We start from the raw sequence: 16,341 nt of genomic DNA, 5'->3' as shown, positions 1-16,341 counted from the left end.
CCGCCGCTCGGCTGTCTGTGCGACGTATCGTGGACGACATGACCGACGAACAGCCTGTGGACATCCGCGACATCCCGTTCCCCACCACCGACGGCGGCACCTCGACGCTGTCGGAATACGGCGACCAGGTCGTGCTGGTGGTCAATGTCGCCTCGCGCTGCGGCAACACGCCCCAGTACGCCCAGCTCGAGGAATTGCAGCGCGCCTACGGCGATCGCGGCTTCACGGTGCTCGGGTTTCCGTGCAACCAGTTCATGGGCCAGGAGCCGGGCACGATCGACCAGATCGTCGAGTACTGCGCAACGACGTGGGGCGTCACGTTCCCGATCCTCGACAAGGTGAAGGTCAACGGCCCACGAGCCACACCGCTGTATCAGGCGCTGAAGAAGGTCGACACCCCCGAGGGCCTGCACGGGCGCATCACCTGGAATTTCGAGAAGTTCGTGCTCACGCCGACCGGCGGGGTGCATCGCTTCGCCCCGAAGACACAGCCCGATGATCCCGCGATCGTCGCGGTCATCGAGGAGAATCTGCCGGGTTGAGTGCGCGCGCTCAGCTCACGCCGATGGATGCCGCGGCCTCGCGCCGCTCTGCCCACACCTGTCGCGCGACCTGCGCGAACGTCTCGGCGGGCTGGGCTCCGGAGACACCGTACTTGCCGTCGATGACGAAGTACGGCACGCCGTTGATCCCATAAGCAGTCGCCTGGGCCTTGTCGGCAGCGACGGCCTCGACGTAGTGCCCGGACTCGAGCGCGGCCCGTGCTGCGTCGCGATCGAGACCCACCTCGGCGGCCAGGTCCACGAGGTCGTCGATGCGACCCACGTGGCGACCCTCGGTGAAGTACGCCGCCATGAGCCGTTCGGCCATCTCGTGCTGACACCCCTGCGCCTTGGCGTGGTGCAGCAGTTCGTGCGCCTTGACGGTGTTGGTGTGCTTCAGCAGGTCGAAGCGGTAGTCCAGCCCCGCCTTCGCCGCAACCCCCGTGACGTTGTCGAGCATCTGCTGCACCTGCTCGCGCGGCATTCCCTTGTGGCCGGCGAGGAAGTCCACCTCGTCGCCCTCGAAGTCGACCGGCGTGTCGGGCGAGAGTTCGAACGAATGGAACGTCACCTCCACCTGTGGGGCGTCGTCGTCGGCCGCCACCTCGGCGAGCCCCTTCTCGAGGTTGCGCTTGCCGATGTAGCACCAGGGGCAGGCGATGTCGGACCACACGGAGATCTGGATAGGCTCGGTCATGTCGAGTGCAACGACCACCGCGCACCGCCTATTCCGGGCGGTCGACGGCACCCCCGAAGCGGCGGTCGCGGTCGAGATAGCGGTCGATGGCCTCCCACAGGTCGGAGCGGGAGAAGTCCGGCCAGAGCGTGTCGAGAAACACATACTCGGCGTACGCCGACTCCCACAACAGGAAGTTCGACGACCGCTGCTCGCCGCTCGAACGCACGAACAGGTCGACGTCCGGCATGTCGGGCACATAGAGATGCCGCCGTACGAGTTTCTCGGTGATACCCGACGGTTTCAGGCGGCCGGCGGCGACCTCGTCGGCGAGGGCACGCATCGCGTCGACCAGCTCGACGCGACCGCCGTAGTTCACGCACATCGTGAGCGTCAGCACGTCGTTGGTGCGGGTCAGCTGCTCGGCGTAGCGCAGTTCTGTGATCACCGAACGCCACAGCCGTGGTGTGCGCCCGGCCCATCGCACGCGCACACCCCACTCGTTGAGCTGATCGCGCCGCCGGTGCAGCACGTCGCGGTTGAAGCCCATGAGGAAGCGCACCTCGTCGGGAGAGCGCGACCAGTTCTCGGTGGAGAACGCGTACACCGACAGGTGCTTCACACCGGCCTGGATCGCCCCGGCCACCACGTCCAGCAGCGCCGCCTCGCCGGCCTTGTGACCTTCGATGCGGCTGAGCCCGCGGCGATTGGCCCAGCGGCCGTTGCCGTCCATCACGATCGCGACGTGCGCGGGCACCGCGTTCTTCGGATAGGCCGGCGGGTGCAGGCCCGTCCAGTCGATCGGGCGATACGCCACCGCATCGCGGTGGGTGTACGGCTTCGGGGTCACCGCAGGGCCTCCCGGGGGCCGATGGACACATGCGCGAGCGAGCGGATGCCCCGTTCCAGATGCCACTGCGCATAGGCGGCGACGATGCCGGACGCACCGGCGGCCGTGCGGGGTCCGGCGGCATCCACCGTCGCCCACTCGCCGGCCATGAGCGCTTCCAGCAATCGCACGATATCGCCGTCGATGCGCGGACTGCCGGCCGGGGCGCAGTCTCGGCAGACGATGCCGCCGAGCTGGGCCACGAACGTGACGTGCGGCCCGGGGGCGGCGCACCGCGCGCACTCCCCCAGCGCCGGCGCCCAGCCGGCCAAGGCCATGACCCGCAGCAGATACGAGTCGAGGATGCTGCGTGGGGCGTGCTCGCCCAGGGTCAGCGCGCGCAGCCCGCCCACCAGCAGCAGGTACTGCTGCACGCCCGATTCTGCTTCGCTCAGCCGGTCGGCCGTCTCGACCATCGCGCTCGCGGCGGTGTACCGCTCATAGTCGGTCGCGATGTCGGTACCGTACGCACCGAGCGATTCCGCCTGTTGCACGATGTCGAGCGAGCGCCCCCGGTACAGCTGCACGTCGGCGACCATGAACGGCTCCAGCCGTGCGCCGAACCGCGACGACGTGCGGCGCACTCCCTTGGCCACGGCGCGGATCTTGCCGTGCCGGCGGCTGAGCAGGGTGACGATGCGGTCGGCCTCACCCAGCTTGTGGGTACGCAGGACCACGATCTCGTCGCGATAGGTGGGCACACTTGATTATCGCGCGAGGACGAGAATGGATGCGTGACCGAACCGCTCTTTGTCATTCCTCTGTGGGCCGATCTGACCGCCGTGGGGCTGGGCGGCGTGCAGGGCGCTCTGTTCGCCTCCGGTTTCCGCGGTGAGCGACGACTCGATTTCCTCGGTGTCGCCATCATCGGCATCGTCATGGGCATGGGCGGGGGTCTCATCCGTGACCTGCTCCTGAACGTCGACCTGGCGACGTTCCGCAGCAACTGGTACCTGATCACGGCGGTGCTCGCGGCGCTGACCGGCATGTTGCTGTCGAATGTCTTCCAGCGCCTGAACCGGCTCATCGTGGGGCTTGACGCCGTCGTGATCGGGCTGTTCGGAGCCTTCGGCACCAGCAAGGCACTGGCGTTCGGGCTCCCGCTCGTCCCCGCGGTGTTCGTCGGCGTGTGCGCAGCGGTGGGAGGCGGCATCCTGCGTGACATGATGATGGGTCTGCCTGTGGCGATCATGCACGTCGGCTCACTGTACGCAGTTGCGGCGGCGGGTGGATGCATCGTGCTCGCCGCCGCACACGCGCTCGGCGCGCCGCTGGTGGCAGCCGCTGTCGCCGGCGTGACGGTGACGACGGTGACCCGGCTGCTCGCGGTGATCTTCGACGTCTCGCTGCCCGAGCAGCGCATGCTGCATCGACGCAAGGTCGCGGTGGAGACCACCGGCATCCCGATCATCCGCCCCTCAGACGGTGACGAGCGCCCCTGACTGCTCGCGTGTGCGAACCAACCTGTTGACGGCCGACACGATGGCTTTCAGACTCGCGGTGGAGATGTCGCCGTCGATGCCCACGCCCCACAGGCGCTCGCCGTCGATCTGCAGCTCGACGTACGACGCGGCCTGCGCATCGCCGCCGGCGCTGAGCGTGTGCTCCACGTAGTCGTACAGCGCCACCTCGAACCCCTGCGCGCGCACGACCTCGATGAACGCCGACACCGGGCCGTTGCCCACGCCACGGGTCTGCATCTGCCCATCGCCGTCGCGGAACACGACATCGAGGGTCACCTCGCCCGACATGTCGCTCTCGAGACGGGTCGACAGCAGCTCGAACCGCCCCCACTTGTCGTTGGTCGACGGCGCCGGCAGGTACTCGTCGGTGAAGATCGTCCAGATCTGCTCGCTGGTGACCTCCCCGCCCTCGGCGTCGGTCTTGGCCTGCACGACACCCGAGAACTCGATCTGCAGCCGCCGCGGCAGATCCAGCGCGTGATCGGCCTTCAGCAGGTAGGCCACACCGCCCTTGCCGGACTGCGAGTTCACGCGGATGACCGCCTCGTACGAGCGGCCCAGGTCCTTCGGGTCTATCGGCAGGTACGGCACCGCCCATTCGATCTCGTCGACGGTGATGCCGGCCTCGGCGGCGCGCACGTCCATCGCCTCGAAGCCCTTCTTGATCGCGTCCTGGTGCGAACCGCTGAACGCCGTGAAGACGAGGTCGCCCGCCCACGGGCTGCGCTCGGGCACGGGCAGCTGGTTGCAGTACTCGGCCGTGCGCTTGACGTGGTCGATGTCGCTGAAGTCGATCTGGGGGTCGATGCCCTGTGTCAGCAGGTTGACGCCCAGGGCGACCAGGTCGACGTTGCCGGTGCGCTCGCCGTTGCCGAACAGGCATCCCTCGATGCGGTCGGCACCGGCCATGTAGCCGAGCTCGGCCGCTGCGACCCCCGTGCCGCGGTCGTTGTGCGGGTGCAACGAGAGGATGACGTTCTCGCGGTGGTTCAGGTGCCGGTTCATCCACTCGATGGAGTCGGCGTACACGTTCGGCGTGGCCATCTCGACGGTGGCCGGCAGATTGATGATCACCTTGCGCTCGGGCGTGGGCTCGAAGACCTCGAGAACCTGATTGCAGATGTCGGCGGCGAACTCCAGCTCGGTGCCGGTGTACGACTCGGGTGAGTACTCGTAATACACCGCCGTGTCGGGGATGCGCTTCTCGTACTCGCGGCACAGTCGGGCACCCTCGAGCGCGATGTCGACGATGCCCTGCCGGTCGGTGCGGAACACGACCTCGCGCTGCAGCACGCTCGTCGAGTTGTACAGGTGCACGATGGCCTGCCTGGCCCCCGCGATGGCTTCGTAGGTGCGGGCGATGAGATGCTCGCGCGACTGGGTCAGCACCTGGATCGTGACGTCGTCCGGAATGATGTCGTCCTCGATGAGGTGCCGGACGAAGTCGAAGTCGGTCTGGCTCGCGCTCGGGAAGCCGACCTCGATCTCCTTGTAGCCCATGCTCACCAGCAGATCGAACATGATGCGTTTGCGTTCGGGGCTCATCGGGTCGATGAGGGCCTGGTTGCCGTCGCGCAGATCGACCGCGCACCATCGCGGCGCCTTCGCGATGCGCGCGTCCGGCCAGGTGCGATCGGGCAGATCGACGCGGATCTGCTCGTGGAAGGGACGGTACTTGTGCGTCGGCATGCCCGACGACTGCTGGGTGTTCTTCATGGCCTTGTCTCTCGCTTCAGATCGTGCGGGCCGTCACCGAGCTCCGCGGCGAGGAAGGCCCTAGAACGAGGACTCGCCGCGGCAGCTAAGAAGGAGCGTGCGGACGTGCATGCAGAAAGACTACACCCAGCGAACGTCGTGCGGTGCGTCACCCTCGATGAGTGAGTGAGCGAAGGCTGTCTCACCGGGCAGCGCATCAGCGCGCCGATGCAGGACGCGTGACATCAGAACCCCAGGCGCCCCAGCTGCCTCGGGTCGCGCTGCCACTCCTTGGCGACCCGCACGTGCAGCTTGAGGAACACCCGCGTGCCGACCAACGGCTCGATCTGCACCCGCGCTCGCGCTCCGACATCGCGCAGGCGCGACCCCTTGTGACCGATGACGATGGCCTTCTGGCTGTCACGCTCGACGACCACGTTCGCGTAGATGTCCGTCAGACCGCCGCCTTCGCGCTCTGCCAGCTCTTCGATGGTGACCGCGATCGAATGCGGCAGTTCGTCACGCACGCCTTCCAACGCCGCCTCGCGGATGATCTCGGCGATGCGGTCTTCGAGCGACTCATCGGTGACGACGTCGTCCGGGTACAGCGGCGGGCCATCCGGCAGCAGCGGCAGCAGTTCGTCGACGAGAACGTCGAGCTGCTCCCGCGTGAGCGCCGACAGCGGGATGACGGCAGACCAATCCTCGCGCAGGCCGTCGACCTCGATGAGTCGCTCGGCGATCTGGTCGCGGGATGCGGCATCCGTCTTCGTGACGATGGCGACCTTCTTGCCGCGATAGCCGTCCAGCGACTCGGCAATGCGCCGATCGCCCGGACCCACCTTCTGTGTCGCCGGCACGCAGAAGCCGATCACATCGACATCGCCGAGCACCTGCACCACGAGGTCGTTCAGCCGCTGCCCGAGCAGCGTGCGGGGCTTGTGGATGCCGGGGGTGTCCACGATGACGAGCTGACCCGCGGGTCGGTTCACGATGCCGCGGATCGCCCGGCGTGTCGTCTGCGGCTTCTCGCTCGTGATCGCGACCTTCTCGCCCACGAGGGCGTTGGTCAGCGTGGACTTGCCCACGTTGGGCCGGCCAACGAATGTCGCGAAGCCCGAGCGGAACACGGGGATGTCAGTCATCGAACAGCGCCTCCTCTGTGCTCAACGGCGCCGGCTGGCGCTCGACGAAGACGGTCGCCAGGCCACGACCACGGCCTCGTGAGGTACCGCCCGTCAGCACCAGCCCGTCGACAACGGCGGTGACGCCCGGCTGCGGCACCTGCCCGAGGGCCTTGCCCAGCAACCCGCCGACCGACTCGACGTCCTCGTCGTCGAGGTCGACGCCGAAGAGATCGCCGAGGTCGTTCAGCGACAGCCGGGCACTCACCCGGTAGCGACCAGGCTCGAGCTCGACGACCTCGGCCGAGCGCGGGTCGTACTCGTCGGCGATCTCACCCACGAGCTCTTCGATGAGATCCTCCAACGTGATGAGACCCGCGATATCGCCGTACTCGTCGACCACCATGCACACATGCACGGCATCGCGCTTCATCTGCTGCAGCAGCGTCTCGGCCTTCATCGACTCCGGAACGAACAGTGCCTTGCGGGCGATCGGGCGCACCGACGCATCGCCCCACGCCTTCTCGTCGCGGAAGGCGAAGAGCACGAGGTCCTTCAGGTAGAGCACGCCGACCACGTCGTCGGCGTCGCCCTCGACCACGGGAACACGCGAGACACCGCGGTCGAGGAACAGCTGCATCGCCTCACGCGTCGTCGCCGAGGCATCCACCGTCACCATGTCGGTGCGCGGCACCATCACGCCGCGCACGAACTGGTCGGTGAAGTCGAACACCGAATGGATGAGCTCGCGGTCGTCCTCTTCGATGAGGTCCTGCGATGCCGCCTCGTCGACCATACTGAGCAGCTGCTCCTCGGACGAGAACGACGCATGACGGGCCACCCCGGGGGTGACCCGTTCGCCCAGCGCGACCAGGCCGTGCACGAGCGGACCGAGGATCACGCGCATCGCACGGATCACCGGCGCCGTCAACCGCAGCACCCCCTTCGCGTGCTGCCGCCCCACCGTGCGCGGGCTCGCACCCACGACGACGAACGAGATGCCCGTCATGAGCACGACGGCGGCCAGCATCGCCCACCAGATGTCGTCGAACAGGATCGTGAACGCGACCGTCACGAGCACCGCGGCCGCGGTCTCGGCGAGCACGCGGATGAAGACCACGGCGTTCGCATGCGCCTCGGGGTCGCTCGCCATGGCGCGCAGCGTGTTCGCGTGGCGCCCGGCCGTGGCGAACTCGGCGAGGTCGGTGCGCGAAGTGACGCCGAACGCCGCGTCGATCGCCGCCATGAGCGCGCCGAAGGCGACCAGCAGCACGGCGGCGATCAGCAGGAGGGTCGCCGTCAGGATCATGGGCGGCGGCGTTCGGCGTGCGCGAAGCCGGCGATGATGTCGCGCTGCAGACCGAACATCTCACGCTCCTCGTCGGGGCTGGCGTGATCGAAGCCCAGCAGATGCAGCAGCCCGTGCGTCGTGAGCATGACCAGCTCGTCGAGCGTGGAGTGCTTCGCGGTCTGCGCCTGGGTTTCGGCGACCTGCGGGCACAGCACGATGTCGCCGAGCAGCCCGGGAGGCGTCGGCTGATCTTCCGTCCCCGGTCGCAGCTCGTCCATCGGAAAGCTCAGCACGTCGGTCGGCCCGGGCTCGTCCATCCACTGCACGTGCAGCGCCTCCATCGCCCCTTCGTCGACGAGCACGATGGCCAGCTCGGCCTCCGCGCTGACGTGCAGTTCGCCCAGCGCATGGTCGACAAGCCGCAGCAGCGTCGCCTCGTCGACGTCGACGCCCGATTCGTTCGCGATCTCGACGCTCATCGGATGCCCCGTTTCGGCTCGTGGCCGCTGTTGCGCGCGCCGCGGCGCTCGGCGCGGTTTGCGAACGCGGCCGCCTGCTCGCGCTCGTGGCGCGCGGCCAGCCGCTGCTCGTCGTACTCGGTGTAGGCGTCGACGATCTGGCTGACGAGCGTATGACGCACCACATCGGCACTGGTGAGCGTGGAGAAGTGGATGTCGTCGACGTCCTTCAGCACACGGGTCACCAGGCGCAGACCCGACGAGCCCTGTGGCAGGTCGATCTGCGTGATGTCGCCGGTGACCACCATCTTGGTGCCGAAGCCCAGCCGGGTAAGGAACATCTTCAACTGCTCGGGCGTGGTGTTCTGCGCCTCGTCGAGCACGACGAACGAGTCGTTCAGCGTCCGGCCGCGCATATACGCCAGCGGGGCCACCTCGATCGTTCCCGTCGCGATGAGCTTGGGGAGGATCTCGGGGTCCATCATCTCGTTGAGCGCGTCGTACAGCGGGCGCAGGTACGGGTCGATCTTGTCGGTGAGGGTCCCCGGCAGAAAGCCGAGCCGCTCCCCTGCCTCGATGGCCGGCCGGCTCAGGATGATACGGCTGACCTCCTTGCGCTGCAGCGCCTGCACAGCCTTGGCCATCGCCAGATAGGTCTTGCCCGTGCCGGCCGGACCGATGCCGAACACGATGGTGTTGTCGTCGATAGCGTCGACGTAGTCACGCTGGCCTTGGGTCTTCGGCCGGATGACCTTGCCCCGTGAGGAGAGGATCGTCTCGCCGAGCACCTCCGACGGCCTGGCCGCACCGTCGCCGCGCAGGATGCGGCTCGACGAGGCCACATCGGTCGGGGCGAGAGCGTGGCCGGCGCGGGTCATCGCCAGCAGCTCGTCGACGAGTGCGCGTGCCTCCGCGACCTCGCGCGTCGCGCCCGTGAGGGTGATCTCGTTGCCGCGCACGAGCACGTCGACGTCGGGGTGCTCCCCTTCGACCATGCGCAGCAGCCGGTCCTGCGGGCCGAGCAGCTGCACCATCGCAACACCATCGGCGAGGATCGTCTCGCTGACCGGTGCGTCTTCGGGCTGGGCCGGGTCAGCCACGGAGGCTCGCTTCGTCCAGACCCCCGGCGAGCACGTGGGCGTGCACGTGGAAGACGGTCTGACCCCCGCCCGGTCCGGTGTTGAACACCAGCCGGAAGTCGCCGTCCGAGTGCTCGGATGCAACGCGCTGAGCCAGGCTGACGACCTCGGCCAGTAGCGCCGGGTCGCCCGCGGCGAGCTGCACCACGTCGCGATACTCGGCGGTCTTGGGGATGACGAGCAGATGCACGGGTGCCTTCGGCGCGATGTCGCGGATCGCGAAGGCGTTCTCGGTCTCGGCGATGATCTCGGACGGGATCTCCCCGGTCAGGATGCGCGTGAAGATCGATGGCTCGCTCATGCGGTCCAGTGTAGTTACCAGGCCCGTCACCAGCGGCCGAGCGCGACGCTGGCGACGGCCAGTGCGGCGGGGCCTGCGGTGGAGGTGCGCAGCACCGTGCCGCCCAGTCGCACGGGAATGCCACCGGCATCCGTCAGCTGCTGCCGCTCGTCGGGCGCGATGCCGCCTTCGGGACCGACCACGAGCACGACATCGTGCCCCTCCCCGTAGTCGATCCGTGCGAGGGCGCGTCGGGCGGTCGGTTCGAGCACGAGAAGAGTGGATGCTGCGGCCCGCCGCGCCAGTTCGCTCGTCGTGACCGGCTCGGTCACCTCGGGGATCCAGGCACGATGGGACTGCTTGGCCGCCTCCCGCACGATCGTCGCCCAGCGCTGCCGGCCGCGCTCGCGCTTTACGCCCTCCCACCGCGACACGCTGCGCGCCGCCTGCCACGGCACGATCGCGTCGACGCCGAGCTCGGTCGCCGCCTGCACGGCCAGCTCGTCGCGATCGCCCTTCGCCAGTGCCTGCACAAGCACGAGCCGTGGCACCGGCGCGGCGACGACGCCACGCCCGGTCACCTCGACGACGACCTCACGCGCCTGCACCGACCGCACGCGACCGGTCAGCCAGGCGCCGCGCCCGTCGCCCAGCGTCACGTCCTCGCCCACGCGCACCCGCCGCACCGTGGCAGCGTGGTGCGCTTCCGGCCCGGTCAGCGTGATGGCGTCGTCGCCGACGTCGGCCGGGTCGATGACGAAGTGCAGCGCCACGGGCTCAGCTCTGACGGAACCGCTCGCGCAGCTTCGCGAACAGCCCCTGGTGGAACTCGGCGAGCCTGGGCGCCGGGGCCTTCGTCTTCTTCGCGAACTCCTCGATGAGGGCGCGCTCCTTCGCGTCCAGTCGGGTCGGTGTCAGCACGTGCACCCCCACCCGCAGGTCACCGCGGGACGACCCGCGCAGCGGGGTGATGCCGCGCCCCCTCACCGTGAGCACGTCACCGCCCTGGGTGCCGGGGCGGAGCTCGAGCTCGACCTCGCCGTCGAGGCCCTGGATCGTCGTCGTGGTGCCGAGAATCGCATCCGACATTGACACTTCGAGGGTCGCCAGCAGATCGTCGCCCTCGCGGCTGAACACGTCGTGGTTCGCAACGGTGATCTCCAGGTACAGGTCGCCGTTCGGGCCACCCGCCGGGCCGACCTCACCGGAGCCCGGAAGCTGCAGGCGGAGGCCGGTCTCGACGCCGGAGGGGATGTCGAGCGACACGCTGCGACGCGAACGCACGCGCCCCTGCCCCTGGCACGTGGCGCACGGGTACGGGATGACGGTGCCGTAGCCCTGGCACGAACCGCACGGCTGGGCGGTCACGACATTGCCGAGCAGGCTGCGCACCGTGCGCTGCACGTGTCCGCTGCCACCGCAGATGTCACACGGCACCGGCTGGGTGCCCGGCTGACAGCACGCGCCCGTGCAGGTCTCGCACAGGACGGCCGTGTCGACCTCGATGTCGCGGTGCGTGCCGAACACGACGTCGTCGAGCTGTAGGGCGACCCGCACGAGGGCGTCCTGGCCCCGTTCACGACGCGACCGCGGGCGTCCGGCGCGGCCGCCGCCCGCACCGCCCCCACCGCCGAAGAAGGTCTCGAAGATGTCGCCGAAGCTGCCGAACCCACCGAGCCCGCTGTCGCCGCCCATGTCGTAGCGGCGCCGCTGCTCGGGGTCGCTCAGCACGTCGTAGGCGTGCGTCACCTGCTTGAAGCGATCGGACGCCTCTGCGCCCGGGTTCACATCGGGGTGCAGCTCCCGTGCCAGCCGTCGGTAGGCCTTCTTGATCTCGTCCGGGGTCGCTTCGCGTGACACGCCCAGCACGTCGTAGTGGTCAGCCATCCTGCCTTCCTGTAGCGCCTCAGCGGCGCTTCTCGTCCTCGTCGAGCAGCCGCGAGAGGTAGCGCGCGACGGCGCGTGCCGCGGCGAGGTTCGACGGGTAGTCCATCCGGGTCGGGCCGAGCACGCCCACGCGCGCACTGCCGCCCGAACTGTCGTAGTCGCTGGTCACGACCGAGGCCTCCGCCAGGCCGAACGATGCGTTCTCGCTGCCGATGCTCGCGGCCAGCCCGTGCTCGTCGGCGACCATCTCGCCGACGAGGTGCAGCAGGGTCACCTGCTCTTCGATCGCCTCGAGCAGCGGGAAGATGCTGCCGCGGAAGTCCTGCTCACGCCGCGCCAGGTTCGCGGTACCCGCCATGACGAGCTTGTCCTGGCGGAAGTCGGCGAGCTCTTCGGCGACCGCATCGGCGATCACGCGCAGCGCTGCGGCCGTCGGGCTCGGTCGCTCGTCGGCATCGCCGCGCAGTGCGGCGATGCGTTCGACGCCGATGGCGACCGGCTGCCCCGTGACCAGCGTGCCCAACCGCGCACGCACCGTCGCGACGTCGTGCTCGTCGAGGTCGTGCTCGAGCGTGGCGATGCGCTGCGACACGCGACCGGTGTCGGTGACGAGCACCACGAGCAGGCGGTACGGAGCCAGCGCCACGAGCTCGACGTGCGTGACGGTCGCGCGGTCGAACGACGGATACTGCACCAGCGCGACCTGGCCCGTCAGCCGGGTGAGCACCCGCACCGTACGAGAGAGCAGGTCGTCGAGATCGCCCGGGTCGGTGAGGACCGCAGAGATCGCGGAGCGCTGAGCGCTCGAGAGCGGGCGCAGCTCGGCGAGGTGGTCGACGAACACGCGGTAGCCCTTGTCGGTCGGCACCCGGCCAGACGACGTGTGCGGGGCGACGATCAGGTCCTCGTCCTCCAGCTGTGCCATGTCGTTGCGGATCGTGGCCGCCGACACCCCGAAGTGGTGCCGGTCCACGATCGTCTTGCTGCCGACGGGCTCGTGGGTGTCGACGTAGTCCTGCACGATGGCGCGGAGCACCTGCAGACCGCGTTCACTGACCATGCTGCTCCTCTCCGTTGGCACTCATCGTTGGCACTCATCGAACTCGAGTGCCAATTCTACCCGCCTCCGGCTCAGGGTGCGGTGAGCGCATGCACGACCGTGTCGGCGAGCAGCCGCCCGCGCAGCGTGAGCACCAGCCGCCCGCCGACGGCGGCCGCGCCGTCGACGAGGCCGTCTGCGATGAGGGATGCCACGGCCCGCCGGCCTGCGGCGGTCAGCTCGTCCGTGCGCATGCCCTCGCGCAGCCGGGAGCGCAGCAGCACGTTCTCGAGCCGGGCGGCCTCCGCATCCGGGCGCTCGCAGCCGGCACCCGGCGACAGGCCGGCGCCGAGCCGCTGGGCGTACGCGGCGGGGTGCTTGACGTTCCACCATCGGGTGCCCGCGACATGGCTGTGCGCACCCGGACCGAACCCCCACCAGTCGGCGCCCCGCCAGTAGGCGAGATTGTGGCGTGATCGCTGGTCGTCGGTGCGGGCCCAGTTCGAGATCTCGTACCACTCGTAGCCGGCGCTCGCGAGCAGCTCGTCGGCGTACTCATACATGTCCGCCTGCAGGTCGTCGTCGGGCGCGACGACCTCGCCGCGACGGATCTGCCGGGCCAGTCTCGTGCCGTCCTCGACGATCAGGGCATAGGCCGAGACGTGGTCGGGGTCGAGGGCGAGCACGGCCGTCAGCGACGTGCGCCAGTCGTCGAGCGACTCGCCGGGTGCCCCGTAGATGAGGTCGAGGCTCACCGCCAGACCGGCGCGGCGTGCCGCCGACACGGCCGCGGTCACGTTGGCCGGATCGTGAGTGCGATCCAGTGCGGCCAGCACGTGCGGCACGGCGGACTGCATGCCGATCGACAGGCGTGTGACACCCGAGGCGCGCAGCTGCGCGGCCACGTCGTCGGTGAGCGTGTCGGGGTTCGCCTCGACGGTCACCTCCGCGTCGTCCGCGATGCCGAACGCGTCGCGCACCCCGCCGAGCATGCGACCCAGGTCGCCGGGCGGCAGCAGCGTGGGCGTGCCCCCGCCGAAGAACACGGTCTGGGCCGGACGCAGCGGCGCATGGGCGCCCAGCACGCGGGCGGCCAGCCGCACCTCGTGCAGCAGGGTGTCGGCATACGCGTCCTGCCGGGCGCCGCGCAGCTCGGTGGCGGTGTAGGTGTTGAAGTCGCAGTACCCACAGCGCACGCGACAGAACGGCACATGCAGATACACGCTGAACGGCGTGTGCGCGTCGATCACCGCATCGTCGGGAAGCGCGCCATCGCCCGGCATCGGGTCGCCGACGGGCAGTGGGCCGGCCATCTCAGGCCGGGGTGCTGTACAACGGCGAGATGGCCCGAAGGTAGCGCGTCGCCAGCTCTCGCCGCCGGCGGCGCATCAGCCCACGGAAGACCTTGTAGAGCAGGGCGACGGGGGCGTCGAAAGCGCGCACCGCGAACCACACTTCGTCGTTGTCGAGCCAGTCGACCATGAACGATTCCTCGCCGCTGACGACCGAGCCGCCCACGGTGCCCAGCGCGAAGCCGACCCGGCGGGGCTCTTCGACCACGAAGATGACGCGCAGCTCTCCGTCGGCCTTCAGACCGGCCACCCGGCCGTGCAGGTGCACGGTCGTGCCAGGGCCGACCCAGGGCGTGCCGTCCTCGTCGAAACGCTGATCGGCCTCCGTGCGAGTGGGAGCGATCGGATGACCGTCGCCGTCGAAGCCGACACCCGAATACATCGGGCCGGAGGCCGGGCGCACATCGCTGACCGTCAGGCCCGCGGCCTTCTGCGCCGTCCACGAGAGCAGCGCCTCGCTCGCGGCGCGGAACCGCGACTCACCGCTCCCGATGCGCCACGCCTGCTCTGCGGGAACACTGCGCTCCGGCGGGAAGTGCATGAGGTCGGGCGCCTGCGTCGCCCCGACGGCGGCGTAGTCGACCGTTTCGTCCTTGAAGGTGCCGCGGCGCATGATCAAAGCCTAACCGGGCTACTTGCCCTTGCCCTCGACATCACCCGAGAGCGCGGCGATGAAGGCCTCCTGCGGCACCTCGACCCGGCCGACCATCTTCATGCGCTTCTTGCCCTCCTTCTGCTTCTCGAGCAGCTTGCGCTTGCGGCTGATGTCACCGCCGTAGCACTTGGCCAGCACATCCTTGCGGATGGCCCGGATGTTCTCGCGGGCGATGATGCGCGCGCCGATCGCCGCCTGGATCGGCACCTCGTACTGCTGCCTGGGGATCAGCTTGCGCAGCCGTTCCGTCATGAGCGTGCCGTAGCTGTACGCCTTGTCCCGGTGCACGATCGAGCTGAAGGCATCCACCTTCTCACCCTGCAGCAGAATGTCGACCTTCACCAGGTCGGCCTCCTGCGCGCCGCTCGGCTCGTAGTCGAGGCTGGCGTATCCCTGCGTGCGCGACTTGAGCTGGTCGAAGAAGTCGAACACGATCTCGCCGAGCGGCATGGTGTAGCGCAGCTCGACGCGTTCCTCACTGAGGTAGTCCATACCCAGCAGCGATCCACGGCGCGACTGGCACAGCTCCATGACGGTGCCGACATAGTCCTTCGGCGTCAGGATCGCGGCCTTGACCATGGGCTCCTCGACGAGCGCGACCTTGCCGTCCGGGTATTCGCTCGGGTTCGTGACGATCACGCGCTCGCCGGTGTCGGTCGTCACTTCGTAGACGACGCTCGGCGCGGTCGTGATGAGGTCCAGATCAAACTCGCGTGCGAGCCGCTCGGTGATGATCTCGAGGTGCAGGAGCCCCAGGAAACCGCAGCGGAACCCGAAGCCGAGCGCCACCGAGGTCTCCGGCTCGTACTGCAGCGAGGCATCCGACAGCTTGAGCTTGTCCAGCGCCTCCCGCAGGTCGGCGTAGTCACTGCCGTCGATCGGATAGACGCCCGAGAACCCCATCGGTTTCGGGTCGGTGTATCCGGGCAGCGCGGACTCGGCCGGTCTGCGCAGCTCGGTGACCGTGACGCCCACCTTCGACTGCCGCACATCCTTCACGCCCGTGATGAGGTAGCCAACCTCACCGACGCCGAGACCCTTGGTGGGCACCGGCTCGGGACTGGACACGCCGATCTCGAGCAGTTCGTGAGTGGCCCTGGTCGACATCATCTGGATGCGCTCGCGCGGCTTGAGCGCGCCGTCGACCATGCGCACATAGGTCACGACCCCGCGATAGGCGTCGTACACGGAGTCGAAGATCATCGCGCGCGCGGGCGCGGCGGCGTCGCCGGTGGGCGGCGGGATGTCGCGGACGATCCGATCGAGCAGATCCTCGACTCCGACCCCCGTCTTGCCAGAGACGCGCAGCACATCGCTCGGATCGCCGCCGATGAGGTTGGCGAGCTCGAGCGCGAATTTGTCGGGGTCGGCGGCGGGAAGGTCGATCTTGTTCAGCACCGGGATGATGTGCAGATCGTTCTCGAGCGCGAGGTACAGATTGGCAAGCGTCTGCGCTTCGATGCCCTGGGCGGCGTCGACCAGCAGGATCGCACCCTCGCAGGCGGCGAGGGACCGGCTCACCTCGTAGGTGAAGTCGACGTGTCCGGGGGTGTCGATCATGTTCAGCGCATAGGCGCCCCCGCCCCCCGAGCCTGTCGAGAGGCCGGTGGCCCACGGCATCCGCACCGCCTGGCTCTTGATCGTGATCCCGCGCTCGCGCTCGATGTCCATACGGTCGAGGTACTGCGCGCGCATCTCGCGATCCGACACCACACCGGTGATCTGCAGCATGCGATCGGCAAGGGTCGACTTGCCGTGGTCGATGTGGGCGATGATGCAGAAGTTGCGGATCAGCTCGGGCGGGGTCGCAGCGGGCTCGAGCGGCATGAGGGCGCGTGGTGACATGTCTCG

At 68.9% G+C, this 16,341-nt stretch carries 17 protein-coding genes; 2 read left to right on the top strand and 15 right to left on the bottom strand.

Features of this window, described 5'->3' with window-relative positions; translation table 11 throughout:
• Nucleotides 1–38 precede the first annotated feature (38 nt).
• Nucleotides 39–542 carry a glutathione peroxidase gene (locus ACK5IN_RS09735; protein ID WP_416895991.1) on the top strand — a complete coding sequence of 168 codons (504 nt, stop codon included), beginning with the start codon at nucleotides 39–41 and terminating at the stop codon, nucleotides 540–542.
• Between the two features lie 10 nt (nucleotides 543–552).
• On the opposite strand, the gene ACK5IN_RS09730 is transcribed toward ACK5IN_RS09735, so the two are convergent.
• Genes ACK5IN_RS09730 through recO form a run of 3 tightly spaced genes read right to left on the bottom strand, consistent with a single transcriptional unit; the run spans nucleotide 553 to nucleotide 2,808 of the window.
• Nucleotides 553–1,239, bottom strand: a complete 687-nt coding sequence (locus ACK5IN_RS09730; protein WP_416896013.1) for a DsbA family oxidoreductase — start codon at nucleotides 1,237–1,239, stop codon at nucleotides 553–555.
• Nucleotides 1,240–1,267: 28 nt separating this feature from the next.
• Nucleotides 1,268–2,068, bottom strand: a complete 801-nt coding sequence (locus ACK5IN_RS09725; RefSeq protein WP_416895990.1) for an isoprenyl transferase — start codon at nucleotides 2,066–2,068, stop codon at nucleotides 1,268–1,270.
• Nucleotides 2,065–2,808 (bottom strand): DNA repair protein RecO, encoded by a 744-nt coding sequence (recO, locus tag ACK5IN_RS09720; RefSeq protein WP_416895989.1) that lies wholly within the window; start codon nucleotides 2,806–2,808, stop codon nucleotides 2,065–2,067. The genes ACK5IN_RS09725 and recO overlap by 4 nt, the downstream gene beginning before the upstream one ends.
• A gap of 33 nt (nucleotides 2,809–2,841) precedes the next feature.
• Here recO and ACK5IN_RS09715 point away from each other — a divergent pair, with 33 nt between their 5' ends.
• Nucleotides 2,842–3,549, top strand: coding sequence for a trimeric intracellular cation channel family protein (locus tag ACK5IN_RS09715; RefSeq protein ID WP_416895988.1), 708 nt, complete (start codon nucleotides 2,842–2,844; stop codon nucleotides 3,547–3,549).
• Here ACK5IN_RS09715 and leuA read toward each other — a convergent pair.
• The 12 genes from leuA to lepA form a co-directional block, all read right to left on the bottom strand.
• Entirely contained in the window at nucleotides 3,526–5,286 is a 1,761-nt protein-coding gene (gene leuA, locus ACK5IN_RS09710) for a 2-isopropylmalate synthase (RefSeq protein ID WP_416895987.1), read from the bottom strand. The two genes, ACK5IN_RS09715 and leuA, sit on opposite strands and share 24 nt — an antisense overlap.
• A gap of 224 nt (nucleotides 5,287–5,510) precedes the next feature.
• Nucleotides 5,511–6,410 carry a GTPase Era gene (era, locus tag ACK5IN_RS09705; protein ID WP_416895986.1) on the bottom strand — a complete coding sequence of 300 codons (900 nt, stop codon included), beginning with the start codon at nucleotides 6,408–6,410 and terminating at the stop codon, nucleotides 5,511–5,513.
• Nucleotides 6,403–7,692 (bottom strand): hemolysin family protein, encoded by a 1,290-nt coding sequence (locus ACK5IN_RS09700; RefSeq protein WP_416896012.1) that lies wholly within the window; start codon nucleotides 7,690–7,692, stop codon nucleotides 6,403–6,405. Before ACK5IN_RS09700 ends, era begins: the two co-directional genes overlap by 8 nt.
• A 2-nt stretch (nucleotides 7,693–7,694) precedes the next feature.
• Nucleotides 7,695–8,159 (bottom strand): rRNA maturation RNase YbeY, encoded by a 465-nt coding sequence (gene ybeY, locus ACK5IN_RS09695; protein ID WP_416895985.1) that lies wholly within the window; start codon nucleotides 8,157–8,159, stop codon nucleotides 7,695–7,697.
• Entirely contained in the window at nucleotides 8,156–9,172 is a 1,017-nt protein-coding gene (locus tag ACK5IN_RS09690) for a PhoH family protein (RefSeq protein ID WP_416896011.1), read from the bottom strand. Before ACK5IN_RS09690 ends, ybeY begins: the two co-directional genes overlap by 4 nt.
• Nucleotides 9,173–9,230: 58 nt before the next feature.
• Nucleotides 9,231–9,578 (bottom strand): HIT domain-containing protein, encoded by a 348-nt coding sequence (locus tag ACK5IN_RS09685; protein ID WP_416895984.1) that lies wholly within the window; start codon nucleotides 9,576–9,578, stop codon nucleotides 9,231–9,233.
• A gap of 26 nt (nucleotides 9,579–9,604) precedes the next feature.
• Complete coding sequence (locus ACK5IN_RS09680; protein WP_416895983.1) at nucleotides 9,605–10,330, bottom strand: 16S rRNA (uracil(1498)-N(3))-methyltransferase; 726 nt, start codon at nucleotides 10,328–10,330, stop codon at nucleotides 9,605–9,607.
• Between the two features lie 4 nt (nucleotides 10,331–10,334).
• Nucleotides 10,335–11,444: a molecular chaperone DnaJ gene (gene dnaJ, locus ACK5IN_RS09675; protein ID WP_416895982.1), complete on the bottom strand. Its 1,110-nt coding sequence runs from the start codon at nucleotides 11,442–11,444 to the stop codon at nucleotides 10,335–10,337.
• Nucleotides 11,445–11,463: 19 nt separating this feature from the next.
• Entirely contained in the window at nucleotides 11,464–12,504 is a 1,041-nt protein-coding gene (gene hrcA / locus ACK5IN_RS09670) for a heat-inducible transcriptional repressor HrcA (RefSeq protein ID WP_416895981.1), read from the bottom strand.
• A gap of 71 nt (nucleotides 12,505–12,575) precedes the next feature.
• Nucleotides 12,576–13,796, bottom strand: coding sequence for a radical SAM family heme chaperone HemW (gene hemW, locus ACK5IN_RS09665; protein ID WP_416895980.1), 1,221 nt, complete (start codon nucleotides 13,794–13,796; stop codon nucleotides 12,576–12,578).
• Between the two features lies 1 nt (nucleotide 13,797).
• Nucleotides 13,798–14,448, bottom strand: coding sequence for a DUF1990 family protein (locus ACK5IN_RS09660; protein ID WP_416895979.1), 651 nt, complete (start codon nucleotides 14,446–14,448; stop codon nucleotides 13,798–13,800).
• A gap of 18 nt (nucleotides 14,449–14,466) precedes the next feature.
• Entirely contained in the window at nucleotides 14,467–16,335 is a 1,869-nt protein-coding gene (gene lepA, locus ACK5IN_RS09655) for a translation elongation factor 4 (protein WP_416896010.1), read from the bottom strand.
• Between the last annotated feature and the right edge of the window lie 6 nt (nucleotides 16,336–16,341).

It is taken from the genome of Microbacterium sp., from assembly GCF_047971895.1.
GTDB lineage: Bacteria > Actinomycetota > Actinomycetes > Actinomycetales > Microbacteriaceae > Microbacterium.
This window is presented reverse-complemented; position numbering and strand designations above follow the sequence as displayed.

Bases quoted from the DNA above. Each gene is read 5' to 3' on its own strand.
- ACK5IN_RS09735 (WP_416895991.1), top strand. From the start codon at position 39: ATGACCGACGAACAGCCTGTGGACATCCGCGACATCCCGTTCCCCACC.
- ACK5IN_RS09730 (WP_416896013.1), bottom strand. From the start codon at position 1,239: ATGACCGAGCCTATCCAGATCTCCGTGTGGTCCGACATCGCCTGCCCC.
- leuA (WP_416895987.1), bottom strand. From the start codon at position 5,286: ATGAAGAACACCCAGCAGTCGTCGGGCATGCCGACGCACAAGTACCGT.
- era (WP_416895986.1), bottom strand. From the start codon at position 6,410: ATGACTGACATCCCCGTGTTCCGCTCGGGCTTCGCGACATTCGTTGGC.
- ybeY (WP_416895985.1), bottom strand. From the start codon at position 8,159: ATGAGCGTCGAGATCGCGAACGAATCGGGCGTCGACGTCGACGAGGCG.
- ACK5IN_RS09690 (WP_416896011.1), bottom strand. From the start codon at position 9,172: ATGGTGCAGCTGCTCGGCCCGCAGGACCGGCTGCTGCGCATGGTCGAA.
- ACK5IN_RS09685 (WP_416895984.1), bottom strand. From the start codon at position 9,578: ATGAGCGAGCCATCGATCTTCACGCGCATCCTGACCGGGGAGATCCCG.
- dnaJ (WP_416895982.1), bottom strand. From the start codon at position 11,444: ATGGCTGACCACTACGACGTGCTGGGCGTGTCACGCGAAGCGACCCCG.
- hrcA (WP_416895981.1), bottom strand. From the start codon at position 12,504: ATGGTCAGTGAACGCGGTCTGCAGGTGCTCCGCGCCATCGTGCAGGAC.
- hemW (WP_416895980.1), bottom strand. From the start codon at position 13,796: ATGGCCGGCCCACTGCCCGTCGGCGACCCGATGCCGGGCGATGGCGCG.
- ACK5IN_RS09660 (WP_416895979.1), bottom strand. From the start codon at position 14,448: ATGCGCCGCGGCACCTTCAAGGACGAAACGGTCGACTACGCCGCCGTC.
- lepA (WP_416896010.1), bottom strand. From the start codon at position 16,335: ATGTCACCACGCGCCCTCATGCCGCTCGAGCCCGCTGCGACCCCGCCC.